Here is a 22,157-nt window from a genome sequence, read left to right on the forward strand (position 1 = left end):
ACGGATCACGGATCACGGATCACGGATCACGGATCACGGATCACGGATCACGGATCACGGATCACGGATCACGGATCACGGATCACGGATCACGGATCACGGATCACGGATCACGGATCATAGCTTGTCGGCTCGACACTTCATTGACAAGCTGCGTAAAACAAAAAAAGTTCCTCTTGCCGACGGTTGACCGCGGGCCGGACCGGCCCTAAGCTGGAGCGAAGCTCGTTTTTCCGAAACGAGAACGAGGATGCCTTGGCCCGCAAGCCGCCCCGTCCTTCCCGATCCCGTTCCGACGCCAAGCCGGCGATACGGCCCGCAAAGGCGCGCGATACGCGTGCGCCGAAGGGCGCCCAGCATGTCACCGGACGCTGGCCCGTGGTGCTGGAAACGACCGGCTGGGAGGATTACGAACTTCTCGACATGGGCGACGGCGAAAAGCTGGAGCGCTACGGCCCCTACACGATCCGCCGTCCCGAGGCGCAGGCGATGGGCACCCGCCGCCTTCCCGTCTCCCGTTGGGAGGGGACGGATGCGACGTTTACCGGCGATGTGGAGGAAGAAAGCCCCGGCCGCTGGCGGTTCAAGCGCGAGTTGCCCGAGACCTGGCAAATGCAGGTTGAAGCAGCGCGCTTCAACGGCCGCTTCATGTCGTTTCGCCATGTGGGCGTGTTTCCCGAACAGATCGCCCATTGGGAATGGACGGGAGACCGCAGAGGCCGGACGGCCGCTGAAGGTTCTGAACCTTTTCGGTTATACGGGTCTCGCCTCGCTGCTCGCCGCCCATGCGGGAGCGGAGGTTACCCATGTGGACGCCTCCAAGAAGGCGATCGGCTGGGCGCGGGAGAACCAGGCGCTGTCCGGCATGGAGTATCTGCCGATCCGCTGGATCTGCGACGACGCGATGAAGTTCCTCGCGCGCGAGGAACGGCGCGGCAACACCTAATGACGGCATCATTCTCGATCCGCCGAAATACGGGCGCGGGCCGAAGGGCGAAGTGTGAGATCTCTTCACCGACCTTCCGGCCATGCTCGATCTTGTGCGCGCGGTGATGGCGAAAGATGCAAGCTTCATCATCCTGTCGATCTATGCGATCCGCGCCTCTTTGCCTTTCCAACCACGAATTGATGATGTACGTGATGCACGACCTTCCCGGCACCGTGGAATCCGGCGAACTGGTGATCCGTGAGACGGGTCCCGCCGAACGGGCGCTTTCCACCTCGCTCTTTTCGCGCTGGAGTGCCAAATGAGCTTTGAGAGACCCGACGGCCACCACAGCCAACGCCCCGGCCAGGTGAAAACCGTGACCAGCGTTTCCAACCCGGTCATCAAGGACATCCGCGCCCTCGTTTTCCAACGCAAACGACGCAAGGAGGCGGTGTTGTTCGTCGCCGAGGGGCTGAAGCTCGTCACTGACGCGATGGAAGCCGGATGGCCGATCCGCACGCTCGTGTTCGGCGGCGAGCTCCGCGACCACGAGATGGTGGCCAAGGCGGCCGCCACAGCGCGGGCCCGCGGCGCGCTGGTGCTCGACGTTTCGCGCGCCGTTCTCACCTCGATCACCAGACGCGACAACCCGCAGATGGTGGTCGGCGTCTTCGAGCAGCAATGGGCGGAGCCGGAGAGTATCGCGGCCAAGCCCGACGCCTTGTGGATCGGGCTCGACCAGGTGCGCGATCCCGGCAATCTCGGCACGATCGTGCGTACGGCGGATGCGATCGCGCCAGCGGCGTGGTGCTGATCGGCGACACGACCGATCCCTTCGCTGTGGAAGCGGTGCGCGCGACGATGGGCTCAATCTTCTACGTGCCGCCGGTGCGCATGAGCCGCGCGGATTTCCTAAAATGGCGCGACAAATGGACCGGCAGCTTAATCAGAACACACCTGAAGGGCACAATCGACTATCGTAAAATTGAGTATAAAGGTCCGGTTATGTTGTTGATGGGCACGGAGCAATCCGGCCTGCCCGACGAGATGGCCGAGGCCTGTTCGCAACTGGTTCGTATTCCGCAAGCGGGCAAGGCCGACAGCCTCAACCTTGCGGTGGCGACCGCCGTCATGCTGTTCGAAATCAAACGCGAGACATTGGAGCTCTGATCAATGCGCCTGTTCGTCTTCGGCCTCGGCTATTCCGCCCGCGCTTTCGTCGAGAAGATGCGCGACCGGCTTGACTGGGTCGGGGGCACCACGCGCTCGAGCGAAAAGGCGGAAAGCCTGTGTGCGGCCGGGATCGAGCCGTTCCTGTTTGACGGCGAAGCTCCGGGCGACGGCATTGCCGAGGCGCTCTCAAAGGCGGCGCACGTTCTCGTCTCCATCGCACCGGGCGAGGCGGGCGATCCGGTTCTCGCGCACCATCGCGCCGATATCGCCGCCGCCCGGCCCGAGTGGATCGGTTATCTCTCCACCATCGGCGTCTACGGCGATCACGACGGGGCGTGGATCGATGAGGAGACGGAGACGGTGCCGCGCTCCGAGCGCTCCAAGCAACGGCTCGTCGCAGAAAACGCCTGGCTGGATCTGGCGCGCGAGACGGATATTCCGGTCGGTATCTTCCGGCTTTCCGGCATTTACGGTCCCGGCAAGAACGCCTTCGTCAATCTGGAAAAGGGCACGGCACGGCGTCTCGTCAAGCCGGGGCAGGTCTTCAATCGTATCCACGTGGAGGACATTGCGGGGGTGCTGGAGGCGGCTGCCACGGCGCCTGCGACCCGCATCTACAACGTGACCGACGACGAGCCCTGCCCGGCGCAGGACGTGGTGGAATACACGGCCGACCTCATCGGCCTGCCCTGCCCGCCGGATATCGATTTCGAGACGGCCGACCTCTCGCCGATGGCGCGCTCATTCTATGCGGAAAACAAGCGAGCTTCGAACGCCCGCGTAAAGGAGGAACTGGGCTACCGTTTCCGCCACCCGACCTACCGCGATGCGCTCCAGCACATGCTGGCGGACGGCTGGAAGTAGCACGCGCGTTTTGGGAAGAGTGGGACACGTGGCCCATTCCGGGGTGCTCATCCCGATATCTGCGTGAGCCACGCGTCACTCGCCCTTGTACGGTTGTCATCCCCGCGCAGGCGGGGAACCAGTAACCACCAACCCCTCTTTGAATTGAATAACTTGCCTCACGGGATACTGGATCCCCGCCTGCGCGGGGATGACACTTCGGGGCAAAACGTGCCCGTTTTCGACCGGACTGAAAGGAGCCTGAGGTAAATCTGAAGCGCTCATTTTCTTGCGCCTCGTTCCTCACTCCCTCATTCAATACCCCGGCAGAACCAGCACCTTCGGCCGCTCCGGCAATGCATTCAGCGACAAGACCACCGAGGGACCGGCGTTCATCTCCACCGGAATGTCCTCACCCATCCGTCTCAGGAACCTGTTGAAGCTGATCTGACCGAAATAGTGCATCGGCAGGATGATCGAGGAACGCAGGCGGCGCACCACTTCCAGCATGCCCTCGCTGCTCATCGTGTAGCTGCCGTCGACGGGCACCATCAGCACGTCGATCCTCCCGATCCGGGCGTAGTGTTCATCGGAGAGACGATGGTGCAGATGCCCGATATGACCGATGCACAGGCCCGCCACCTCGAAAATGAAGATCGAATTGCCGTCCGCCTCCATCGTTGCGACCCCGGAGCGGATGTCGGTGGTGACATTGCGGATCAACACGTCCTCGACCTGCAGATGATAGTCCGCCGGTCCCTCGCCCGTATCCCAGCCACTACACGGAATTGCTCGATCGCCGAATCGAGCAATTCCGTGTAGTGGCTGGAATGGGCGTGGTTCATGGTCACCACGCGCGGCACGATACCGCCCGCATAGCCGTTGTAGTCCGTGGCGATGGTGACACCTGCTGCGCTCTCGATTAGGAAGGTGGAATGGCCGACGAATGTGATGCCGACTTCGTGCGGCGACAGGCGCCGTTCGACGGAGACACGGCGAAAGGCCCTGCGGCACGGGCTGGCTGTGAGGAAATCAGGGCGCCGAGGAGGGCGAGAGCAAACACCGACAGGCCCGTTGCAAGACGGAACCTTGAGCTCAGCAGGCCACGTTTGGCAAAGCGCGGCGTCGACACGGCGTTGCTCCCTCACCCGAACGGGGAAAGGGTAGCGACGTTACGGCAGCGCACAAGCCGCAATGGCAGCAGCCCGGCACAATTCATCATGAAACAGGGGGAGAGAAAAGCCGGTGCGGTTAGATGCCTCGATCCCTCCACCGTCATCCCCCGGCTTCGTCCGGGGGATCCAGCGCTCTCCGCATATGACGCGACCCGGTGGATTGCCCAGACGAAGCCGGGCAATGACGATGGAAAGAGTTGTGTTTCGTGAGGTCGCGGACCTCACCCGGCCGGCTGGGCGACCATGCGCAGGTAGGGCTTCAGGGTCCGGAAGCCGTCCGGGAAGGCCTTTTTCGCGTCCTCGTCCGACACAGTCGGCACGATGATCACGTCTTTGCCGTGCGCCCAGTTGGCTGGGGTCGCGACCTTGTGCTGTGCAGTGAGTTGCAGCGAATCCACCACGCGCAGAACCTCATTGAAGTTGCGCCCGGTGGAGGCCGGATATTCGATCTTCAGCTTGATCTTCTTGTCCGGGCCAATGACGAAAAGCGAGCGCACCGTGGCGGTATTGTCGACGTTCGGATAGATCATGCCATAGGCGGTGGCGACCTCCTTGGAGGGATCGGCGATGAGCGGGAAGTTCAGCGCCACGCCCTGTGTCTCCTCGATGTCGCCGATCCAGGCGCGGTGATCCTCGATCGGATCAACCGACAGGCCGAAGACCTTCACTTCGCGCTTCTCGAACTCGTCCTTGAGCTTGGCAGTCATGCCGAGTTCGGTGGTGCAGACGGGCGTGAAATCCGCAGGATGGGAGAACAGGATCGCCCAATGACCGTCGGTGATCTCGACCTCGAAGTCGGAGGCAATGTCGCCGAGAAGAAGCGCGGACATGAAAACCCCCTTATTTTGAACAGTCGGAATATAACTTAACGGCAGTGCAAAACAAAAGGTCGGATCGCACACCGTCGGTAGACGGTTGCGATCCGACCTTTTGAAACCGGCCGCTCCTTCAGAACGGTATCAGTCGTCCATTTTCAGCGCCTGGATGAAGGCTTCCTGCGGGATTTCCACCTTGCCGAACTGACGCATGCGCTTCTTGCCCTCTTTCTGTTTGTCGAGGAGCTTGCGCTTGCGGGTGGCGTCACCGCCGTAGCACTTCGCGGTCACGTCCTTGCGCAAGGCCGAAAGCGTCTCGCGCGCGATAACCTTCGCACCGATGGCCGCCTGAATGGGGATCTTGAACATGTGCCGAGGGATCAGTTCCTTCAGCTTCTCGCACATGGCGCGACCGCGTCGCTCGGACTGCGAGCGGTGAACCAGCACGGAGAGCGCATCCACCGGCTCCTCGTTCACCAGGATCGACATCTTCACCAGATCTCCGGCGCGGTAGTCGGAGAGGTGATAGTCGAAGGAGGCATAGCCCTTGGAGATGGATTTCAGCCGATCGTAGAAATCGAACACCACCTCGTTGAGCGGCAGGTCGTAGACGACCATGGCACGGCTGCCGACATAGGACAGGTCGATCTGCAGGCCGCGACGCTCCTGGCACAACTTGAGGATGCCGCCCAGATATTCGTCCGGCGTCATGATGGTGGCGCGGATCCACGGCTCGCGGATTTCCGCGATCTTAACCACGTCCGGCATGTCGGCCGGGTTATGCAGCTCGATCTCGGTGCCGTCGGTCAGGCTGATCTCGTAGACGACGGACGGGGCGGTGGCGATGAGGTCGAGATCGAACTCGCGCTCCAGCCGCTCCTGGATGATTTCCAGATGCAGAAGCCCGAGGAAGCCACAGCGGAAACCGAAGCCGAGCGCTGCCGAGGTCTCCATCTCGTAGGAGAAGCTGGCATCATTGAGGCGCAGCTTGCCCATGGCGGAGCGCAGATCCTCGAAATCGGCGGCATCGACCGGGAATAAGCCGCAGAAGACCACCGGCTGCGCGGGCTTGAAGCCCGGCAGAGCGTGCTTGCACGGCTTGCAATCGTCGGTGATCGTATCGCCGACGCGGGTATCGGCCACTTCCTTGATGGAGGCGGTGAAGACGCCGATCTCGCCGGCCAGTAACTCGTCCTTGACCAGCAGCTTCGGGGTCATGACGCCGACGCGGTCAACGTCGTAGACGGCGCCGGATCTCATCATGCGGATGCGCTGGCCCTTCTTCAGCTTGCCGTCGATGACGCGCACCAGCACCATCACGCCGAGATAGGCGTCGTACCAGCTATCGACCAGCATGGTCTTCAAGGTCGCGCCCGGATCCCCGTCGGGGGCCGGCAGACGATGGACGATGGCTTCCAGCACGTCCTCGATGCCGAGACCGGTCTTGGCGGAAACCATAACCGCATCGGAAGCATCCAGCCCGATCACGTTCTCGATCTGCTGCTTGATGCGCTCCGGTTCGGCCGCGGGCAGATCGATCTTGTTGAGGACGGGGACGATCTCGTGATCGTTGTCGAGCGCCTGGTAGACGTTGGCGAGCGTCTGGGCCTCGACGCCCTGGCTCGCATCGACGACGAGAAGCGAGCCCTCGCAGGCCGCCAGCGAGCGCGAGACCTCGTATGCGAAATCCACGTGGCCCGGAGTGTCGATCAGATTCAGGAAATACTGCTTGCCGTCATTGGCGTTGTAGATCAGCCGGACGGTCTGCGCCTTGATCGTGATGCCGCGCTCGCGCTCGATATCCATCGAGTCGAGCACCTGCTCCTTCATCTCACGCTCCAACACCGTGCCGGTCGACTGGATAAGCCGGTCCGCCAGCGTCGACTTGCCGTGGTCGATGTGGGCAACGATGGAGAAATTGCGGATGTGGTCGAGTTTCTGCGTCGTCATGGACGCTGAGATAGCATCACCCGCGAAAGCCGCAAAGCGGAATTGGCATCCTTTGGCGCTGCAGGCACAAAAACAAAGAGGGCCGCACATGGCGGCCCTCCGTGAGATCGATGTGACCTCGTGTCCGGATCAAATCCCGGCGAAACCGTACGTTGCCGGAGGCTGCTCTTGCACCGACACCTTCCGCCCAGACATCAGGGCCACATTCAGGGTCTTAATCGACATGGGCTCACCTCCTTTCGGTTGTTGACGACACGACTGACGTAATGCGCCGAATGCGTCGTTCAAGATCCGAAAAAAAGGACACGACAGTCTCAGCGCGCCTCTAGAACCGCGACGCACGCGTTCGGCAATGCCGCAAGCGCCATGGGCGGCTTCGGCTTGTGCGGCTTGGCATCGGGTTTCGGCACCCACGGCTCGTCCGACATCCACCAGGCAAGCGACTTGCCGCAACCGTCGCCCGGAGGCGGGGTCGCCTGGTTCTTGCAGGCGCTATCGCCTGCCGGACACTTCAGCCTGACATGGAAATGATAGTGGTGCCCCCACCAGGGCCGCACGACGGATGAGACGGGCGTGGGCGGCGGTGAATTTCTTCGGATCGACGGAGCGATCCGCGCCCTTCACATCAAGACGCCCGCGCAACATGGAGACGGCGGAAACATTCTCGCGCTCCGATGCGCTCATGATGTGATCCGGCATCTGCTTCAGCCAGATATCAGCATTGAGCCCGATCTGATGGCTGGCATGGCCGGAGGTCATCGGCCCGCCGCGCGGCTGCGCCATGTCGCCGACCATCAGTCCGCGCCAACCGAGTTTCGGCGCATCGCGACCGAGATCCTCGAGATAGTCGATCAGCTCGGGCTGCCCCCAGAAGCGGTTGCGCGACAGCCGCATGACCTGAAAGCCCCGCCCGTTGGGAGGCAAGGCCACCGCACCGGCCTGACAGCCCTTGGCATAGGAGCCGATGGCCTGCGGTCTCATGGCCGCCGGTCGCGTCATCTTGCCGAAGTAGTCGCGCGCGGGCGCATCCATGCGCAGCTTGAGCGGCGCGGGCGCAGGCGGCACCACCTTGACCTGCGGCACGGCACACACTTCTGTCGAAACGGGAGCCATGCAGGGCTTGGGCGGCGGCGGCAGGTTTTCCGCAGCAACCGGAGAGAGACTGATCGCAAGGGCGAGGGCGAGCGCGCTCCCGATGCAGACGGTAGCTGACGGCAATGCGGGAGGGCGTATCACCCCTCGCTCCCCTTCTTCAAAACCGGCCTCAGTCGGCCGCGCACAGCCGAAATCGCAGCCCGACGATTCGTTCGCGGCATTGAGGACAGCAATCATGAGAACATTGTGTCCTTGCCCGAGCCTCACCTTCAGCGCTCATTCCAGCCCATGCGCCCGGTCTGATCAGCCACCGCTGCTTATGGATCCGATCCCGAAATCGCCCAGCGCGGGCAGCAGGCGTCCCTCGATATCCTGCGGACGCGAAAGCCGGTGGTCACCGTCGCGGATCAACGTCAGCGTGACGTCGCTGAGCGGCAGGCGCGAAACCAGTTCCAGCGCATGCTGCCACGGCACGTCCGTATCCTGCATGCCCTGAAAGATACGCACCGGGCAGCCCGGATCGACGGATCCGCCGAGCACCAGGTTCTTGCGCCCGTCCTCGATCAGTTCGCGGGTATAAAAATACGGCTCGTCGGCATATTCGGATGGCCGTTCGTAGCGCCCCGTCGTCTCGATCTGGTGCTTCACGTCCTCGGGGAATTCCTTCCACAGGAGTTCCTCGGTAAAATCGGGGGCCGGGGCAACCAGGATCAGGCCCGCGACATTGCCGGTTTGCTTTCGCGACAACGCCAGCAGCAATGCGATCCAGCCGCCCATCGAAGAACCGATGATCACGGTCGGCTGGGTGCAGAACGTATCGAAGACGGCTTGCGTCTCCTCCAGCCAGCGCGAGATGGTGCCGTCGACGAAGGCGCCACCCGACTCGCCGTGGCCGGAATAATCGAACCGTGTGACGGCATGGCCGGCCTCGCGCGCAACACAGGCCACTTCCACGGCCTTGGAGCCCAGCATATCGGACTTGAAGCCCGACAGCCAGATCACGCCGGGCGCCTTGCCGGGCACGTGCCGCACGGCAATCTGCCGCTGACTGGAGCCCTCGCCCACGGAAAGGAATTGCGGATCACGCTCACTCATCTAATAGGTTCCCCGTCAAATGCCTCGCCTCGGATTCGAGGTGTGGCACAGGCGACAGGAGAAGAAAACCCCGTGACGACGATCCTGCAGGTCGTACCCGAATTGGAAACCGGCGGCGTAGAACGCACCGCGGTCGATATGGCGCAGGCCTGCAAGGCACGCGGATGGCGCGCGCTGGTGGCAAGCGCGGGCGGACGGCTGGAAGCGGAGCTGGCGCAAGTCGGCGGCGAACACATCGCCATGCCGCTCGCCTCCAAGAACCCGTTCGTGATGGCCGCCAATGCCGGGCGGCTGGCGGAGATCGTGCGCCGGGAAGAAGTCTCCATTCTCCATGCGCGAAGCCGGGCTCCCGCATGGTCGGCGCTTTATGCCGCACGCAAGATCGACGTTCCTTTCGTGACCACCTATCACGGCGCCTACGGGCAGAAAAACGCTCTGAAGGGCTTCTACAATTCGGTGATGGCGCGCGGCGATGCGGTGATCGCCAATTCCCACTATACCGCTGGGCTCATCCGCGACCGGTACGGCGTTTCCGGCGAGCGCGTCACGGTCATTCACCGCGGCAGCGATATCGAGGCGATCGCGAACGTCCCGCCGGAGCGCGTTGCCGCCATGCGCGCGACCTGGGGCGTTGACGACAAGACCCGAGTGGTTCTGCAGCTCGCCCGCCTCACCCACTGGAAGGGCCAGGGCGTGACCATCGACGCCTTCGCCGGGCTCGATCCCGCCTTGCGCGAAGACATCGTGCTGATCCTTGTCGGGGATGCGCAGGGGCGCGAGGATTATGTCGCGGAGCTTGAGGCCAGTATCGCGCGGCACAGGCTGAACGGACGCATCCGCCTCGTCGGCCATTGCGCGGACGTCCCGGCCGCCATGAATGCGGCCGACGTGGTTGCCGTCTCCTCCGTGGAACCGGAAGCCTTCGGCCGGGCGGCGGTGGAGGCGCAGGCCGCGGGGCGCCCCGTCATCGTTTCTGATCTCGGCGCGGTTCCCGAGACGGTGCTGGCCCCTCCCCGGGTTGCGACCGAGGAGCGCACCGGCTGGCGCATTCCGGCCGGCGATGCACACGCGCTGAGTGCGACGCTCACCGAGGCCCTGACGCTCGCCCCGCAGGCTCTGAACGCCCTGAGTGCGCGGGCTCGCGCCAATGCCGCCCGGTTCTCGCTTGAAGCCATGTGCGGACAGACGCTGGACGTCTATAGCCGTCTTCTTCGCTAACCCATTGGAAATTCGGGACCGACGCCCCATATGGATGCGGACAAAAGAGCATGGTCCTCCCCATCGACTTTCAGGGGATTGGTTGACTTTTCCGCACTTTCGCGCAACTCTGGCCATTGCAACGCAAGCGCGCTGATCCTATTCCCCTGCTCGTGCGCATACCGGGCGGGGTAGAGTTGTATGAAACGTCCTTAGCGACTGTTTCTGAAGGGCTTGGCTGGGTTTGCATCTCTTAAGAACAACGATCGGCAATTACAGAGGAGTTACCGACCATTCGCCGTCCATTCCGCGCACCGCCACCCCAAAAGGAGGGGCCGCGCATTAACGAAGACATTCGCGTACGCGAAGTCCATTTGATCGATCACGAAGGCAACAACCGGGGTGTCATCCCGGTGGAAGAGGCCAGGCACATAGCCGGGGATGCCGGGCTCGACCTCGTGGAGATTCAACCGAGCGCTAATCCCCCGGTCTGCAAGATTCTCGACTACGGACGTTACAAGTACCAGGCGCAGAAGAAGGCCGCCGAGGCCCGCAAGAAGCAGAAGACCGTCGAGCTCAAGGAAGTGAAGATGCGTCCGAACATCGACACCCATGATTATGAGGTGAAGATGAAGAGCATGCTGCGTTTCTTTGACGGCGGTGACAAGGTAAAGGTCACCTTGCGCTTCCGCGGCCGCGAAATGACGCACCAGGACCTTGGCTACAAGCTGATGCAGAAGGTCAAGGAAGAGACGGCCGAGATCGCCAAGGTGGAATTCGAGCCCAAGGTCGAAGGCCGCCAGATGATCATGGTCCTGGCGCCGCGTTAAGGCGACAGGGGTTCAGCCCGTCCAAAAGGTTTCAATGCCCGGCCACGCGCCGGGCATTTTTGTTGGGGATGGGGCCCGACCTCGCGCCGAGCCTTTTTGATGGGGCTTGGGGAGCACCCGCTCCTAGCGGGGATTTTCGTCTGAAAGACTCCGCAAACGTGGAATCCCTGCGCTTGCATTCCGCGTCCCTTCCCCCCTATAACCGGCCGGCTCCGAGCGACCCGGCTGAATAGGGCATGCCGCGGTGGCTCATGAATGCATCCAAAGATCAGTGGCTTGGCCGACCTCTTCACCGGGGTCACTTCAAGCCGCGCCAAGGAAAGGACGCAAAATGCCCAAGATCAAGATGAAGACGAAAGCAGGCGCCAAGAAGCGCTTCAAGGTGACGGCCTCCGGCCGCATCAAGGTGGCGGCTGCTGGCAAGCGGCACGGCATGATCAAGCGGACGAAGAAGTTCATCCGCAACGCACGCGGCACCATGGTCCTCGCCGACCAGGACGCGAAGATCGTCAAGAAGTACATGCCCTACCTCTGAGGGTAGTGGTCCAAGAGACGACCAGGAGATCAGCCAATGGCACGCGTCAAACGGGGCGTTACCGCCCATGCCCGCCACAAGAAAGTCATCAAGGCCGCCAAGGGCTACTATGGCCGCCGCAAGAACACCATCCGCATTGCCAAGCAGGCGGTGGAGAAGGCGGGCCAGTACGCCTATCGCGACCGTAAGGTCCGCAAGCGGAATTTCCGCTCGCTGTGGATCCAGCGCATCAATGCTGCCGCCCGCGAGCACGGCCTGACCTATGGCCGCTTCATCGACGGCCTGAACAAGGCCGGCGTGGAAATCGACCGCAAGGTTTTGTCCGATCTCGCCATCCATCAGCCGGAAGCTTTCAAGGCCCTGGTGGACAAGGCGCAGTCGACCCTCGCATAAGGCGAGACAATTCCGATCATTTTCGAAAAGGGCGTGCCCGCCGGGCGCGCCCTTTTTGTTTGCGCGCGGACCTCGCTCGGATGACGCGAAAGCCGCCCTGCGGGTGAACCTTCGCGGGCGCCTTCCTATTTTCGCATGAAACCCGTGTTTGATCCCTCGGAAGGTTCTCCCATGAAACTTTCCGTCCTCGATCTCGCTTTTGTCGGCGAAGGCGAAGGTCCGCGCGAGGCGCTCGATCGGGCGCGACACGTCGAAAAGCTCGGCTACGAGCTCTTCTGGCTCGCCGAGCATCACAACATGGTCGGCATTGCCAGTACGGCGACTTCCGTCGTCATCGGCCATATCGCGGCCGGCACATCGACGATCCGGGTGGGGGCTGGTGGGATCATGCTGCCCAACCATTCACCGCTGGTGATCGCGGAACAGTTCGGTACGCTGGAAACACTGTTTCCGGGCCGCATCGATCTGGGGCTCGGGCCCGCGCCCGGCACCGACCAGACGACCTTGCGCGCCCTCAGGCGCACGCCCGACAGCGGCGATACCTTTCCCCGCGGCGTGCTGGAACTTCAGGCATTGTTTGGCCCCGGCCGGAGAAAACCAGCTCGTGTGCGCCGTGCCGGGAGCCGGCACCAACGTTCCCTTGTGGATCCTCGGCTCCAGCCTATTCGGCGCAAAGCTCGCCGCCATGCTGGGGCTCCACTACGCCTTCGCCTCCCACTTCGCGCCGCAGGCGATGGAACAGGCGCTGGCGGTCTACCGGGCCGAGTTCCAGCCCTCCGGAATAATCGATGCGCCTTACGCCATGGTCGGGGTCAACGTCTTTGCCGCCGATACGGAGAGAGAAGCAAAACGGCTCGCCACCTCCCTGCAAATGCGTTTCACCGGCATGCTGCGCGGCGATCGCGGCCTGACCCAACTGCCCATCGACGATATCGAGACCGACTGGACGCCGATAGAAAAGGCGCGCGTGCAGGAGATGCTGCGCTGTACCTTTATCGGCAGCCACGACACGCTGAAACGTCAGCTTTCCGAGTTCGCAGCACCGTTCAGGCCGACGAGTTCATTGTCTCCTCGGGCATCTACGACCATGCGGCACGGCTGAAATCCTATGAGATCCTGGCCGATGTCAGAAAGCGGATAGGGAAAGAAGCGGCGGCCTGACGAGACGCGCCCTTCGTGCCGCCCGGCCTCAATTGGGCGGCACGAAGGACTGCGAAATCTCGATGAATTCCGGCAAGGCCTCGCAGACATCCCCGTGGGCGGCAAGGGCCGGATAGCACTCCGCATCGAAGAGATGTGGATGGGCTTCTCTGAGGAAGCGCAGAGTGCAGGCGATCGCGATATCCGCATGGCCGATGCTGGGCCCGAACCACCACGGCCCGCGTCGCGCGATCCTTTTCCAGAGCCGCCAGCACGCGGGTGATCTGGCCGCCGCAACGATCGATCCAGTCTTGCGACGTCTCCTCGTGCAGCACGCCTTCGTAAACAAGCGCCACGGCCTTGTCCGCAAGCCCCGTGCCGAGGGCCGCGATCTTCAGCGCCTGGCGACGCTTGACGCCGCATTCGGCGATCAGGGCCCGGGACCGGCCCGCCATCTCGTCGAGCGCATCCAGAATGGCGAAGCTCTCGACCAGCACTTCCCCGTCATTGAGCACAAGCGTGGGCACGCGGCACAACGGATTGACCGAGGTCAGCTTGTCCTTATCGCCGAAAACCGACCACGGGCGATGTTCGAAACCGAGACCGTAAAGCCGCATGGCAATGGCGACACGCCGCACGTAAGGGGAATCGAACTGGCCGATAAGGATCACGAGCATCTCCCGGATTGGAGCGAAAAGACCGTTTGAACAATCTGACACGCTATCAAGGCGGAGATTTCGCTCAAAAACCAGAGAAAACAACCGGGGTGGATCATCACGCCGCCGTTTTTCGCACTGCGACCGAGAAGCCAAATGTGATCTTGAGGGGATGCGGACAAACCGTTACACCTCTAGCAGGCTCGCGTTAGGTCAAGGGGCGGACAGATGGACAATCTCAAGGCGGAGCTCTTGCGCAGATTGTGGTACGTGGCGACGGTTGGGTCCGACGTCGCTCCGGGCAAGATGATCACCAGGAAACTGTTGGGCGAGCCGGTTCTGATCGGCCGTGACGCCGAGGGCCGGGTCTTCGCGCTGCGCGACATCTGCCCCCATCGCGGCATCCCGTTGTCCTACGGCCGCTTCGACGGCGAGACCGTGCAGTGCTGCTATCACGGATGGCGGTTCGACACCGAAGGCACCTGCACCGAGATCCCCTCCACCCACGAATACCAGACCATCGATCTTTCCCGGATCACCTGCGGCGCCTTTGCCTGCATCGAACGTCAGGGGCTGATCTGGATCTATTTCCCCGAAAAGAGAGAGACGCCGGAGGAAGGCCGCCAGCCGGAACCGCCGATGTTGCCGGGTTTCGGACCTAACGATCCGCCGAAGCTCGCCATCACGCAGCCGTTCGACTGCTCGGTCGATCACGCGGCGCTGGGCCTGATGGATCCGACCCACGCCGCCTTCGTGCACACCTCGTGGTGGTTCAAGAAGAACGGGACCAAGCTTCGTTCGAAGGTGAAGGAATTCGCGCCTTCGGAACTGGGCTGGGCGATGGTGCGCCACAAGATCCCGACGCAGAACATCGCCTACCGCTATCTGCTGGGCGACAACGTGACGACGGAAATTTCCTACCGGCTGCCGGGCCTCAGGATCGAGCATATCGAGGGCGACAAGCATCAGGTGCTGGGGCTGACCACGATCACGCCGATCGATGAGGATCACACGGAAGTCCGGCAGATCTTCTGGGCCAGCATGGGCTGGATCGCGCCGCTGAAACCGCTCTTCCGGCATCTGATGAACGTCTTCCTCGGCCAGGATCGCCGCGTCGTCATCCAGCAGCGCGAAGGGCTCGTCTACAATCCCAAGCTGATGCTGATCAACGACGCGGACACACAGGGCCGCTGGTGGATGCAGCTCAAGCGCGAATGGACCGCCTCGGCAGAGGCCGGCCGCGCCTTCGAGAACCCCGTCAAGGCAAAAACCCTGCGCTGGATGAGCTGACGGCCCGGCTCTCGTTCCCCTTATCCTTCTTCTCCTGCAAACATAAATACCTTATGGATTTAATGAGTTAGTGCAGGAGCCACGCATGGATATCGACGTTATCGGCCTGGGCCGGATGGGCGCGGGCATGGCGGAAAACTTTGTCAGGCGGGGCACAAGGTCACCGTCTACAACCGGACGGCGGAGAAAACGGCTCCGCTTGCAAAGATCGGCGCGACCGTCGCGAAGACCCCGGCGCTTGCTTGCGGCGGGGAAGTCGTGGTCACGATGCTGGCCAATGACGAAGCCGTTCGCGATGTCGTTTTCGGCGAGGACGGCATTCTGGCCGCGCTGCTGCCCAAATCGGCGATCCACATTTCATCGAGCACGATCAGCGTCGACCTCGCCGATACGCTGGCCAAGGCTCATGCGGATGCCGGACAGGCCTTCGTCTCCGCGCCGGTCTTCGGACGCCCGGATATTGCGGCCGAAGGCAATCTGTCGGTGGTCGCAGCCGGTTCCGAGGCGGCGCTCGACACGACCCTCCCCCGTCTTCGAGGCGATCGAACGACAGACCTTCCGGGTCTCCGAGACGCCCCATGCCGCCAACCTGGTCAAGCTCAGTGGCAACTTCCTAATCGCGACGGTGATCGAAAGCCTCGGCGAGGCGGTGGCGCTTGTGAGCAAGGACAGGATCGATCCAAACAAGTATCTCGAAATCCTAACCTCCACCCTGTTCGGAGCCCCGGTCTACAAGACCTACGGCACCCTCGTCGCAGAGCAGAAATTCGAGCCTGCAGGCTTTGTCGCCCCTCTCGGCGAGAAGGATATTCGGCTGGCTCTTGCGGCGGCAGAGAAACTCGAAGTACCGCTCCCGATTGCCAGTCTCCTGCGCGATCGGTTCCTGCGGCTGATGGCAAATGGCGGGCACGAGCTTGACTGGTCGGCCTTTTCCCAGCTGGCCATAGAGGATGCGGCGCTGAAGACCGCATCCAGCGACGGGTGAGAGGCGGTCTGTGCTGACCGCCGCTGCCGCGATCATGAGGTTGCGGGACGTCGCCCCCAGGCGATGGTGAAATCGTAGTCGGTCGTGCGGGAGTTCGAGCGGTCGAGCAGCTTGAGAAACGCATCGAGCTAGCTCGGCGACAGGAACCCGTCGGCGATCATCCTCGGTCCGATGGCGATCGCCGTATCGCGGTAAAAGCCGGTGACGACGGGGGTCGGGGTATCGCGCCCGCCCTGCAGCATCGACGTCTCGCTGAAACTCTCCACCCGATCGAGCCCGACCCGCGACAGGCGCAGCGCAAGCGAGCAGCCGAGCTTGTAGTCGATGTCGCGACTTTCGCTCCAGGCGCAGAATGCCTGCCAGTAGGCGAGCCATTCCGGGCTTGTGGTGGACCACAGGGTTGCGGTGTCCGGCTCCATGGTCACCAGTAGTCCGCCGGGTTTCAGGGCCGCGGCCAGGCGCTCGATGACATCGTTGTGCTCGGGCAGATGGTGCAGCACGTTGCGCGCCACGATCAGATCGAAGCCCTCGCCGTTCACGGGCTGGAGAATCGGATCGAGGACGATGTCGAGCTGGCGCACCGAAATCCCCTCGCTGGCCAACCGGTCGATGAAGCTCGTCTCCAGATCCGTGCACACCACACGGCCGGACGTCCCCACGCGCCCGGCCAGCCAGCGCGAGATTGATCCGTTACCCGCTCCGACTTCCAGGTAGCTCCAACCCGCGTCCACTCCCAGCAAATCAAGGCGAAAACACATATAGGGGTCGAGCAACGCCGACAGCATGGCCAGACGCCCTTCCTCGATCGGATCGTCATGGAGCAGCACATATTCCGACATGAATACCTCCCAGCGATGAAACAGTTTGATTTGAAACAAGACCAGAATATCAGCGCCAACGCGCAGCGATAGCTTTGATCGATATCTCCGACGTCACTTTTTCTTCAGGTTCTTTATCGATCGGTCGGACACCAATACAGGGCGCCGTTACGGCATTCGATAGTCCTTGCGCTCGGCCCGGCACCGGGTATGATCGCTGGGCTTTGCCAAGAGGCGTCGTGATGAATTTCGAAACTGGACAGTGCGAAGTCGGAACCAAGACACGCGGAACCGCGGGCTTCGCGGGCGTGCGCAGTCCGTTCCTGCCTGCTCACCAGAGTCCCGCCTGCGGCTGATTTAGCCGCGCCGACTGACCGATGCCGGACGCGGTGCGAGGTCTGCCGACCGGTCACCGCAATTCCTCTCCTTACGAACCGCGCCATTTGGCAACACGCCTTGTGGCCGGCATCCTGTGGATTGTCCCGGCGTTTCTGCTACAAGATCCGTCGACATTCCGCCGCAGCCCGCGCGACCTCGCGCGGCGCGAAAATATCGAGTGACCATGTCTGACCTGAAATCTCTGGAATCCGAACTGACGGCCGCTATCGAAGCGGCCGGGGACGAGGCGGCGCTGGAAGCCGTGCGCATCCGCGCGCTCGGCAAGAAAGGCGTCGTTTCGGAACAAATGAAGACGCTGGGCAAGGTGAGCCCGGAAGAGCGTCAAACCATGGGCCCGGCGCTGAACGGCCTCAAGGCGCGGATCGGCGACGCGATCGCCGCGCGCAAGGAAGCGCTGGAAGACGCCACACTCGAGACGCGGCTGGCGGGCGAGCGCGTCGACGTCACCCTCCCGGTTCGGCCCGGCCCGGCGACCGAAGGGCGCATTCATCCCGTCTCTCACGTCGTCGATGAACTGACCGCGATCTTCGCCGATATGGGCTTTTCCATCGCCGAAGGGCCGGACATCGAGACGAACGAGCATAACTTCACCGCGCTCAACTTTCCCGAGGGCCATCCCGCTCGCGAGATGCACGACACGTTCTTCTTTCCCGAGAAGGAAGACGGCGATCGGCTGCTCTTGCGCACGCACACCTCCACGGTGCAGATCCACACCATGCGCAACGGAGAGCCGCCGCTGCGGGTGATCATTCCCGGGCGCACCTATCGCTGCGATTCGGACCAGACCCACACTCCGATGTTCCATCAAGTGGAAGGGCTCGTCATCGACAAGGGCAGCCATATCGGCCACCTGAAGTGGGTGCTGCAGGAATTCTGCAAATCGTTCTTCGAAGTCGACGACATCAAGATGCGCTTCCGCCCGTCCTTCTTCCCCTTCACCGAACCGTCGATGGAGGTTGATATCGGGTGCGAGTTCGCCGGCGACGAGATCCGCATCGGCGAGGGCGACGACTGGCTGGAGATCCTGGGCTGCGGCATGGTGCATCCCAACGTTCTGCGGAATTGCGGTCTCGATCCGGACGTCTACCAGGGCTTTGCCTGGGGCATGGGCATCGACCGTATCGCCATGCTGAAATACGGCATGCCGGACCTGCGCGCCTTCTTCGACGCCGATCTCAAGTGGATCAAGCACTACGGCTTCCGCCCGCTCGACCTGCCGACTCTGTTCGGGGGTTTGAGCGCGTGACGGGGCAGCCCGTTGACGATCCTTTTTTGCGCCATTTTTTGCGCCAATAGAGCGATCCAATGAAATTCACCCTTTCCTGGCTCAAGGACCACCTGGAGACGGATGCCACGCTCGACGAGATCGTCGAGACGCTGACGATGATCGGCCTTGAGGTCGAGGAGATCATCGACCCGTCCAAGAAGCTGGCGCCGTTCCACATCGCGAAGGTGCTCGACGCCAAACCCCACCCCAATGCGGACCGGTTGCAGGTCCTCACCGTCGATGCGGGCTCCGGCGATCCGCTGAAGATCGTGTGCGGCGCACCGAATGCACGCGCCGGTCTCGTCGGCGTGCTGGCACGACCCGGCGACTACGTGCCCGGCATCGACGTAACGCTGTCCGTCGGCAAGATCCGCGACGTGGAGAGCTTCGGCATGATGTGCTCGGAGCGCGAGCTTGAGCTCTCCGACGAGCATTCCGGCATCATCGACCTGCCCGAGTATGCGCCGGTCGGCGCGAACTACGCCGAATGGGCGGGGCTCGACGATCCGGTCATCGACATCGCGATCACGCCGAACCGCTCCGACTGCCTGGGTGTCCACGGCGTCGCCCGCGATCTGGCGGCGACGGGCATGGGCAAGTTGATCGAGCCGCGCCGCGAGCAGATTCACGGCGTCGGCGATTGCCCAGTTTCCGTCCAGCTCGCTTTCGGCGACACGCCCTCGCTGTGCCCGGCCTTCGGGCTGCGGCTCGTCACCGGCGTGAAGAACGTGGCGAGCCCGAAATGGATGCAGCAGCGCCTCATCGCCATCGGGCTTCGTCCGATCAACGCGCTGGTCGATATCACCAACTACATGACCTACGACCGCGGCCGTCCGCTGCATGTGTTCGATGCGGCCAAGGTCACGGGCGATCTCGTCGTGCGGCGTGGCCGGGCGGGCGAGAAGATCCTCGCTCTCGACGGTAAAGAATACGCTGTCGATCAGACCATGTGCGTCATCTCCGACGACAACGGGCTTGAATCGATTGCCGGCGTGATGGGCGGCGAACTGTCGGACTGCTCGGAAGAGACCACGGACGTGCTGATCGAGTCGGCCCTGTGGGAGCCGATCAACATCGCCCAGACGGGCCGCAAGCTAGGGCTCAACTCCGATGCCCGCTTCCGGTTCGAGCGCGGCGTCGATCCGGCCTTCATGATCCAGGGGCTTGAGGAAGCCACCCGCCTCGTGGTCGACATGTGCGGCGGAACCGCCAGCAAGATGACGATCGCCGGCGAAGTTCCCGATCACAATCACATCGTCGAATTCCCGCTCTCCGAGGTGAAGCGGCTCTCCGGTCTGGAAGTCTCCGCGGCAGAGATTAAGGTCGTGCTGACGCGGCTCGGCTTCTGGGTTTCGGGCACGGGCAGCCAGTGGAAGGTTGCGGTGCCGAGCTGGCATCCGGATGTGGAAGGCAAGGCCGATCTGGTGGAAGAGGTCATGCGCATCGTTGGCGTCGACAAGGTGCCGACGACCGCGCTGCCGCGGCTCGATACCGTCGGCCGCCAGGTTCTGACCGTCGGACAGGTGCAGCGCAACAAGGCGCGGCGCATGCTGGCCGCACGCGGCATGAACGAGGCGGTCACCTGGTCGTTCATCCCGCAGGAACAGGCCAAGACCTTCGGTGGCGGCCAGCCCGAGATCGAACTCGCCAACCCGATCTCCACCGACATGTCGGACATGCGGCCGAGCCTGATCCCCGGTCTTCTGACCGCAGCCCAGCGCAATGCCGATCGCGGCAACGGCGACGTGGCCCTGTTCGAGGTTGGGCAGGTCTTTCACGGCGATCGTCCCGAGGACCAGAAGACGGTGGCAACCGGCGTGCGCCGGGGCACCGCGGTGATGACCGGTGCGGGACGGCACTGGTCCGGCTCCGCGCCGAGCGTCTCCGTCTATGACGCCAAGGCCGACGCGATCGCCGCGCTTGAAGCGATCGGGGCCCCTACCGGCAACCTTCAGGTCTTCGCCGAGGCGCCCGACTGGTATCATCCGGGCCGCTCCGGCACCCTTCGGCTTGGCCCGAATAACGTGCTGGCCTCCTTCGGCGAGATGCATCCCAAGGTGCTGAAGCAGCTCGACGTGGAAGGGCCGATCGTGGCCTTCGAGGTCCATCTCGATGCAGTACCCGAGCCCAAGCACAAGGGCAAGACCAGCCACAGCAAGGGCGCTCTCGCGATTTCCGGTCTGACGCCGGTCCGGCGCGATTTCACCTTCGTGGTGGATGACGACGTGGACGCCGACAAGCTCGTGCGCGCAGCCCGCTCGGCCGACAAGGCGCTGGTAAAGGACGTCAACGTCTTCGACGTCTATCGCGGCACGGGCGTCGCTGAGGGCAAGAAGTCGATCGCCATCGACGTCACGCTCCAGCCGGTGCAGAAGACGCTCACCGAAGAGGATATCGAGGCGGTCGCCGCCCAGATCATTGCGGGCGTGGAAAAGGCCACGGGCGGCACGCTGCGTGGTTGATCCCTCTCGGCATTCCGGCTCCTCAATACCAATGGCCGAGGCTGCGCACCCATCTGCGCGGCTTCCCCACTGAGGGAACCAGCGACCGGCCGACCTTCGGCCGATCTTCCGGATAACGCGGAGCACCGGCCGCCGGTGCCAGCTCCATGATCCGGCGTATGCGCTCTTCCATCGTTGGATGGGTGCGCAGCTGCGAGGGCTCGGGAATGCGCGGGCCGCCCGCAAGGCCATCACTTCCCAAAGACGTCCCGCACCTTCTCAAGCTTGGCAAGAGCGGACGCGAGCCCCGCCGGATCGCCGGAGAGCGAAACCGCATCCAGATCGGCGTCGTATTCGCGCGTGCGCGACAGGGCGAGCTGCATCAGGCCACCGATGGTGGGCACCGCCAGCAGCAACAGGATGCCCAACCACGACACCCCGGCTCCGTTCATCATGAAGATCGGCAGATTGAACAGCAGGATCATCAGATCGATCAGCGACATCGAACCGGTCAGGCGTGAGACGACATCGGCCAGCGCCATGACGCCCGCGAATTCGCGTAAAGAGAGCTCACGCAACAGACCGCCGGTAACGCATATGACTGCGTCGTCGCGTCCGCCCACGGTGAAGGCGTTGAGCATGCGGCTCGGCACGAAATAGAGTTCCGGGACCGAAGGCAGATCAGCCCGCGCCGACAATTCGCGGATGATCGCGTGACCTTTGAGCAGAATGTGCTCGGGAAGCCGTCGCGCGCGGTAGAGTTTCAGAACGATCTGCGGCGAGACGTTGGAGGCGAAGAACAGCGAGATCGCCCCGCCGATCTGATCCACACCACCCCTTCCAACCCCGCCAGAGCCCAGGCGCAAAGCGCGAGCAATGCGAGGCTGCCGCCTGCGAGCAGCCAGGTATGGACCATGTTGAGGAGCTTGTGCCGACGACGAACGGCCGGACTGAGACGAAGAGGTTCTGTCATTGTCATCATATAGGGCGCGAACGTGAACTTGCATCCCGTCTGCGGGCGAGATCTGGCCGATGGCCTCCCCCATCAGGGGGCCGGAAAGCAGGAGAGGCCCGGCGTGAAACGCCGAGCCTCTCCGTTCGGTTTCATACCCTTGCAACAAGATCAGGTGGC

At 62.9% G+C, this 22,157-nt stretch carries 18 protein-coding genes and 6 pseudogenes; 14 read left to right on the plus strand and 10 right to left on the minus strand.

Going from position 1 to position 22,157, the window contains the following annotated elements; translation table 11 throughout:
- Positions 1-309 precede the first annotated feature (309 nt).
- The 3 genes and pseudogenes from QNJ43_RS20955 to QNJ43_RS20965 all read left to right on the plus strand — a co-directional run bounded on the left by QNJ43_RS20955 (position 310) and on the right by QNJ43_RS20965 (position 2,965).
- Positions 310-1,251, plus strand: a pseudogene (locus tag QNJ43_RS20955) (class I SAM-dependent methyltransferase).
- Positions 1,248-2,098 (plus strand): annotated as a pseudogene (locus QNJ43_RS20960) (RNA methyltransferase). Before QNJ43_RS20955 ends, QNJ43_RS20960 begins: the two co-directional pseudogenes overlap by 4 nt.
- A gap of 3 nt (positions 2,099-2,101) precedes the next feature.
- Positions 2,102-2,965 carry an SDR family oxidoreductase gene (locus QNJ43_RS20965; RefSeq protein WP_300472734.1) on the plus strand — a complete coding sequence of 288 codons (864 nt, stop codon included), beginning with the start codon at positions 2,102-2,104 and terminating at the stop codon, positions 2,963-2,965.
- 294 nt (positions 2,966-3,259) lie between these two features.
- Here QNJ43_RS20965 and QNJ43_RS20970 read toward each other — a convergent pair whose 3' ends face one another.
- The 6 genes and pseudogenes from QNJ43_RS20970 to QNJ43_RS20995 all read right to left on the minus strand — a co-directional run bounded on the left by QNJ43_RS20970 (position 3,260) and on the right by QNJ43_RS20995 (position 9,074).
- Complete coding sequence (locus tag QNJ43_RS20970) at positions 3,260-3,670, minus strand: MBL fold metallo-hydrolase (RefSeq protein ID WP_300472736.1); 411 nt, start codon at positions 3,668-3,670, stop codon at positions 3,260-3,262.
- The gene (locus QNJ43_RS20975; protein WP_300472739.1) at positions 3,664-4,092 is read right to left on the minus strand and encodes an MBL fold metallo-hydrolase; all 429 of its coding nucleotides are present in this window, start codon (positions 4,090-4,092) and stop codon (positions 3,664-3,666) included. Before QNJ43_RS20975 ends, QNJ43_RS20970 begins: the two co-directional genes overlap by 7 nt.
- 248 nt (positions 4,093-4,340) lie before the next feature.
- Positions 4,341-4,949, minus strand: coding sequence for a peroxiredoxin (locus QNJ43_RS20980; RefSeq protein ID WP_300472741.1), 609 nt, complete (start codon positions 4,947-4,949; stop codon positions 4,341-4,343).
- 129 nt (positions 4,950-5,078) lie between these two features.
- Positions 5,079-6,884, minus strand: coding sequence for a translation elongation factor 4 (lepA, locus tag QNJ43_RS20985; protein WP_300472744.1), 1,806 nt, complete (start codon positions 6,882-6,884; stop codon positions 5,079-5,081).
- A 314-nt stretch (positions 6,885-7,198) separates the two neighbouring features.
- A pseudogene (locus tag QNJ43_RS20990) lies at positions 7,199-7,997 on the minus strand (penicillin-insensitive murein endopeptidase).
- 285 nt (positions 7,998-8,282) lie between these two features.
- On the minus strand, positions 8,283-9,074 hold the full coding sequence (locus tag QNJ43_RS20995; RefSeq protein ID WP_300472746.1) for an alpha/beta hydrolase: 792 nt from the start codon (positions 9,072-9,074) through the stop codon (positions 8,283-8,285).
- Between the two features lie 72 nt (positions 9,075-9,146).
- Between QNJ43_RS20995 and QNJ43_RS21000 the strand changes: the two genes are divergently transcribed.
- From QNJ43_RS21000 to QNJ43_RS21020, 5 genes and pseudogenes are all read left to right on the plus strand, one after another.
- On the plus strand, positions 9,147-10,292 hold the full coding sequence (locus QNJ43_RS21000) for a glycosyltransferase family 4 protein (RefSeq protein ID WP_300472749.1): 1,146 nt from the start codon (positions 9,147-9,149) through the stop codon (positions 10,290-10,292).
- 272 nt (positions 10,293-10,564) lie between these two features.
- Positions 10,565-11,101, plus strand: a complete 537-nt coding sequence (gene infC / locus QNJ43_RS21005; RefSeq protein ID WP_300472801.1) for a translation initiation factor IF-3 — start codon at positions 10,565-10,567, stop codon at positions 11,099-11,101.
- A gap of 331 nt (positions 11,102-11,432) precedes the next feature.
- Positions 11,433-11,636: a 50S ribosomal protein L35 gene (gene rpmI / locus QNJ43_RS21010; protein ID WP_300472752.1), complete on the plus strand. Its 204-nt coding sequence runs from the start codon at positions 11,433-11,435 to the stop codon at positions 11,634-11,636.
- A 36-nt stretch (positions 11,637-11,672) separates the two neighbouring features.
- A complete protein-coding gene (rplT, locus tag QNJ43_RS21015) occupies positions 11,673-12,029 on the plus strand; it encodes a 50S ribosomal protein L20 (RefSeq protein WP_300472755.1) in 357 nt (118 codons plus the stop codon).
- Between the two features lie 171 nt (positions 12,030-12,200).
- A pseudogene (locus QNJ43_RS21020) lies at positions 12,201-13,190 on the plus strand (LLM class flavin-dependent oxidoreductase).
- Between the two features lie 28 nt (positions 13,191-13,218).
- On the opposite strand, the pseudogene QNJ43_RS21025 reads toward QNJ43_RS21020, so the two are convergent.
- A pseudogene (locus QNJ43_RS21025) lies at positions 13,219-13,840 on the minus strand (glutathione S-transferase N-terminal domain-containing protein).
- Between the two features lie 213 nt (positions 13,841-14,053).
- Here QNJ43_RS21025 and QNJ43_RS21030 point away from each other — a divergent pair.
- The 3 genes and pseudogenes from QNJ43_RS21030 to QNJ43_RS27580 all read left to right on the plus strand — a co-directional run bounded on the left by QNJ43_RS21030 (position 14,054) and on the right by QNJ43_RS27580 (position 16,100).
- Positions 14,054-15,115: an aromatic ring-hydroxylating dioxygenase subunit alpha gene (locus QNJ43_RS21030; RefSeq protein WP_300472757.1), complete on the plus strand. Its 1,062-nt coding sequence runs from the start codon at positions 14,054-14,056 to the stop codon at positions 15,113-15,115.
- 195 nt (positions 15,116-15,310) lie between these two features.
- Positions 15,311-15,586: pseudogene (locus QNJ43_RS27575) on the plus strand (NAD(P)-binding domain-containing protein); the annotation flags it as partial.
- Positions 15,528-16,100 carry an NAD-binding protein gene (locus tag QNJ43_RS27580; protein WP_346433081.1) on the plus strand — a complete coding sequence of 191 codons (573 nt, stop codon included), beginning with the start codon at positions 15,528-15,530 and terminating at the stop codon, positions 16,098-16,100. The pseudogene QNJ43_RS27575 and the gene QNJ43_RS27580, both read left to right, overlap by 59 nt.
- Before the next feature lie 128 nt (positions 16,101-16,228).
- On the opposite strand, the gene QNJ43_RS21040 is transcribed toward QNJ43_RS27580, so the two are convergent.
- Complete coding sequence (locus QNJ43_RS21040; RefSeq protein ID WP_300472760.1) at positions 16,229-16,939, minus strand: methyltransferase; 711 nt, start codon at positions 16,937-16,939, stop codon at positions 16,229-16,231.
- Positions 16,940-17,295: 356 nt separating this feature from the next.
- Between QNJ43_RS21040 and QNJ43_RS21045 the strand changes: the two genes are divergently transcribed.
- From QNJ43_RS21045 to pheT, 3 genes are read left to right on the plus strand one after another with little or no spacing between them, the layout of a single operon-like run.
- Positions 17,296-17,478, plus strand: coding sequence for a hypothetical protein (locus tag QNJ43_RS21045; RefSeq protein WP_300472762.1), 183 nt, complete (start codon positions 17,296-17,298; stop codon positions 17,476-17,478).
- Between the two features lie 2 nt (positions 17,479-17,480).
- Complete coding sequence (pheS, locus tag QNJ43_RS21050) at positions 17,481-18,563, plus strand: phenylalanine--tRNA ligase subunit alpha (RefSeq protein ID WP_300472764.1); 1,083 nt, start codon at positions 17,481-17,483, stop codon at positions 18,561-18,563.
- A 59-nt stretch (positions 18,564-18,622) separates the two neighbouring features.
- Positions 18,623-21,046: a phenylalanine--tRNA ligase subunit beta gene (gene pheT, locus QNJ43_RS21055; RefSeq protein WP_300472766.1), complete on the plus strand. Its 2,424-nt coding sequence runs from the start codon at positions 18,623-18,625 to the stop codon at positions 21,044-21,046.
- A gap of 22 nt (positions 21,047-21,068) precedes the next feature.
- Here the strand turns inward: pheT and QNJ43_RS21060 are convergent, their stop codons facing one another.
- Together QNJ43_RS21060 and QNJ43_RS21065 are read right to left on the minus strand one after the other, a co-directional pair.
- On the minus strand, positions 21,069-21,287 hold the full coding sequence (locus tag QNJ43_RS21060; protein WP_300472768.1) for a hypothetical protein: 219 nt from the start codon (positions 21,285-21,287) through the stop codon (positions 21,069-21,071).
- Positions 21,277-21,855, minus strand: coding sequence for a zinc metalloprotease HtpX (locus QNJ43_RS21065; protein ID WP_300472771.1), 579 nt, complete (start codon positions 21,853-21,855; stop codon positions 21,277-21,279). The genes QNJ43_RS21060 and QNJ43_RS21065 overlap by 11 nt, the downstream gene beginning before the upstream one ends.
- Positions 21,856-22,157: the final 302 nt, after the last annotated feature.

It is taken from the genome of Breoghania sp. (assembly GCF_030066895.1).
Classification (GTDB): Bacteria; Pseudomonadota; Alphaproteobacteria; order Rhizobiales; family Stappiaceae; genus Breoghania.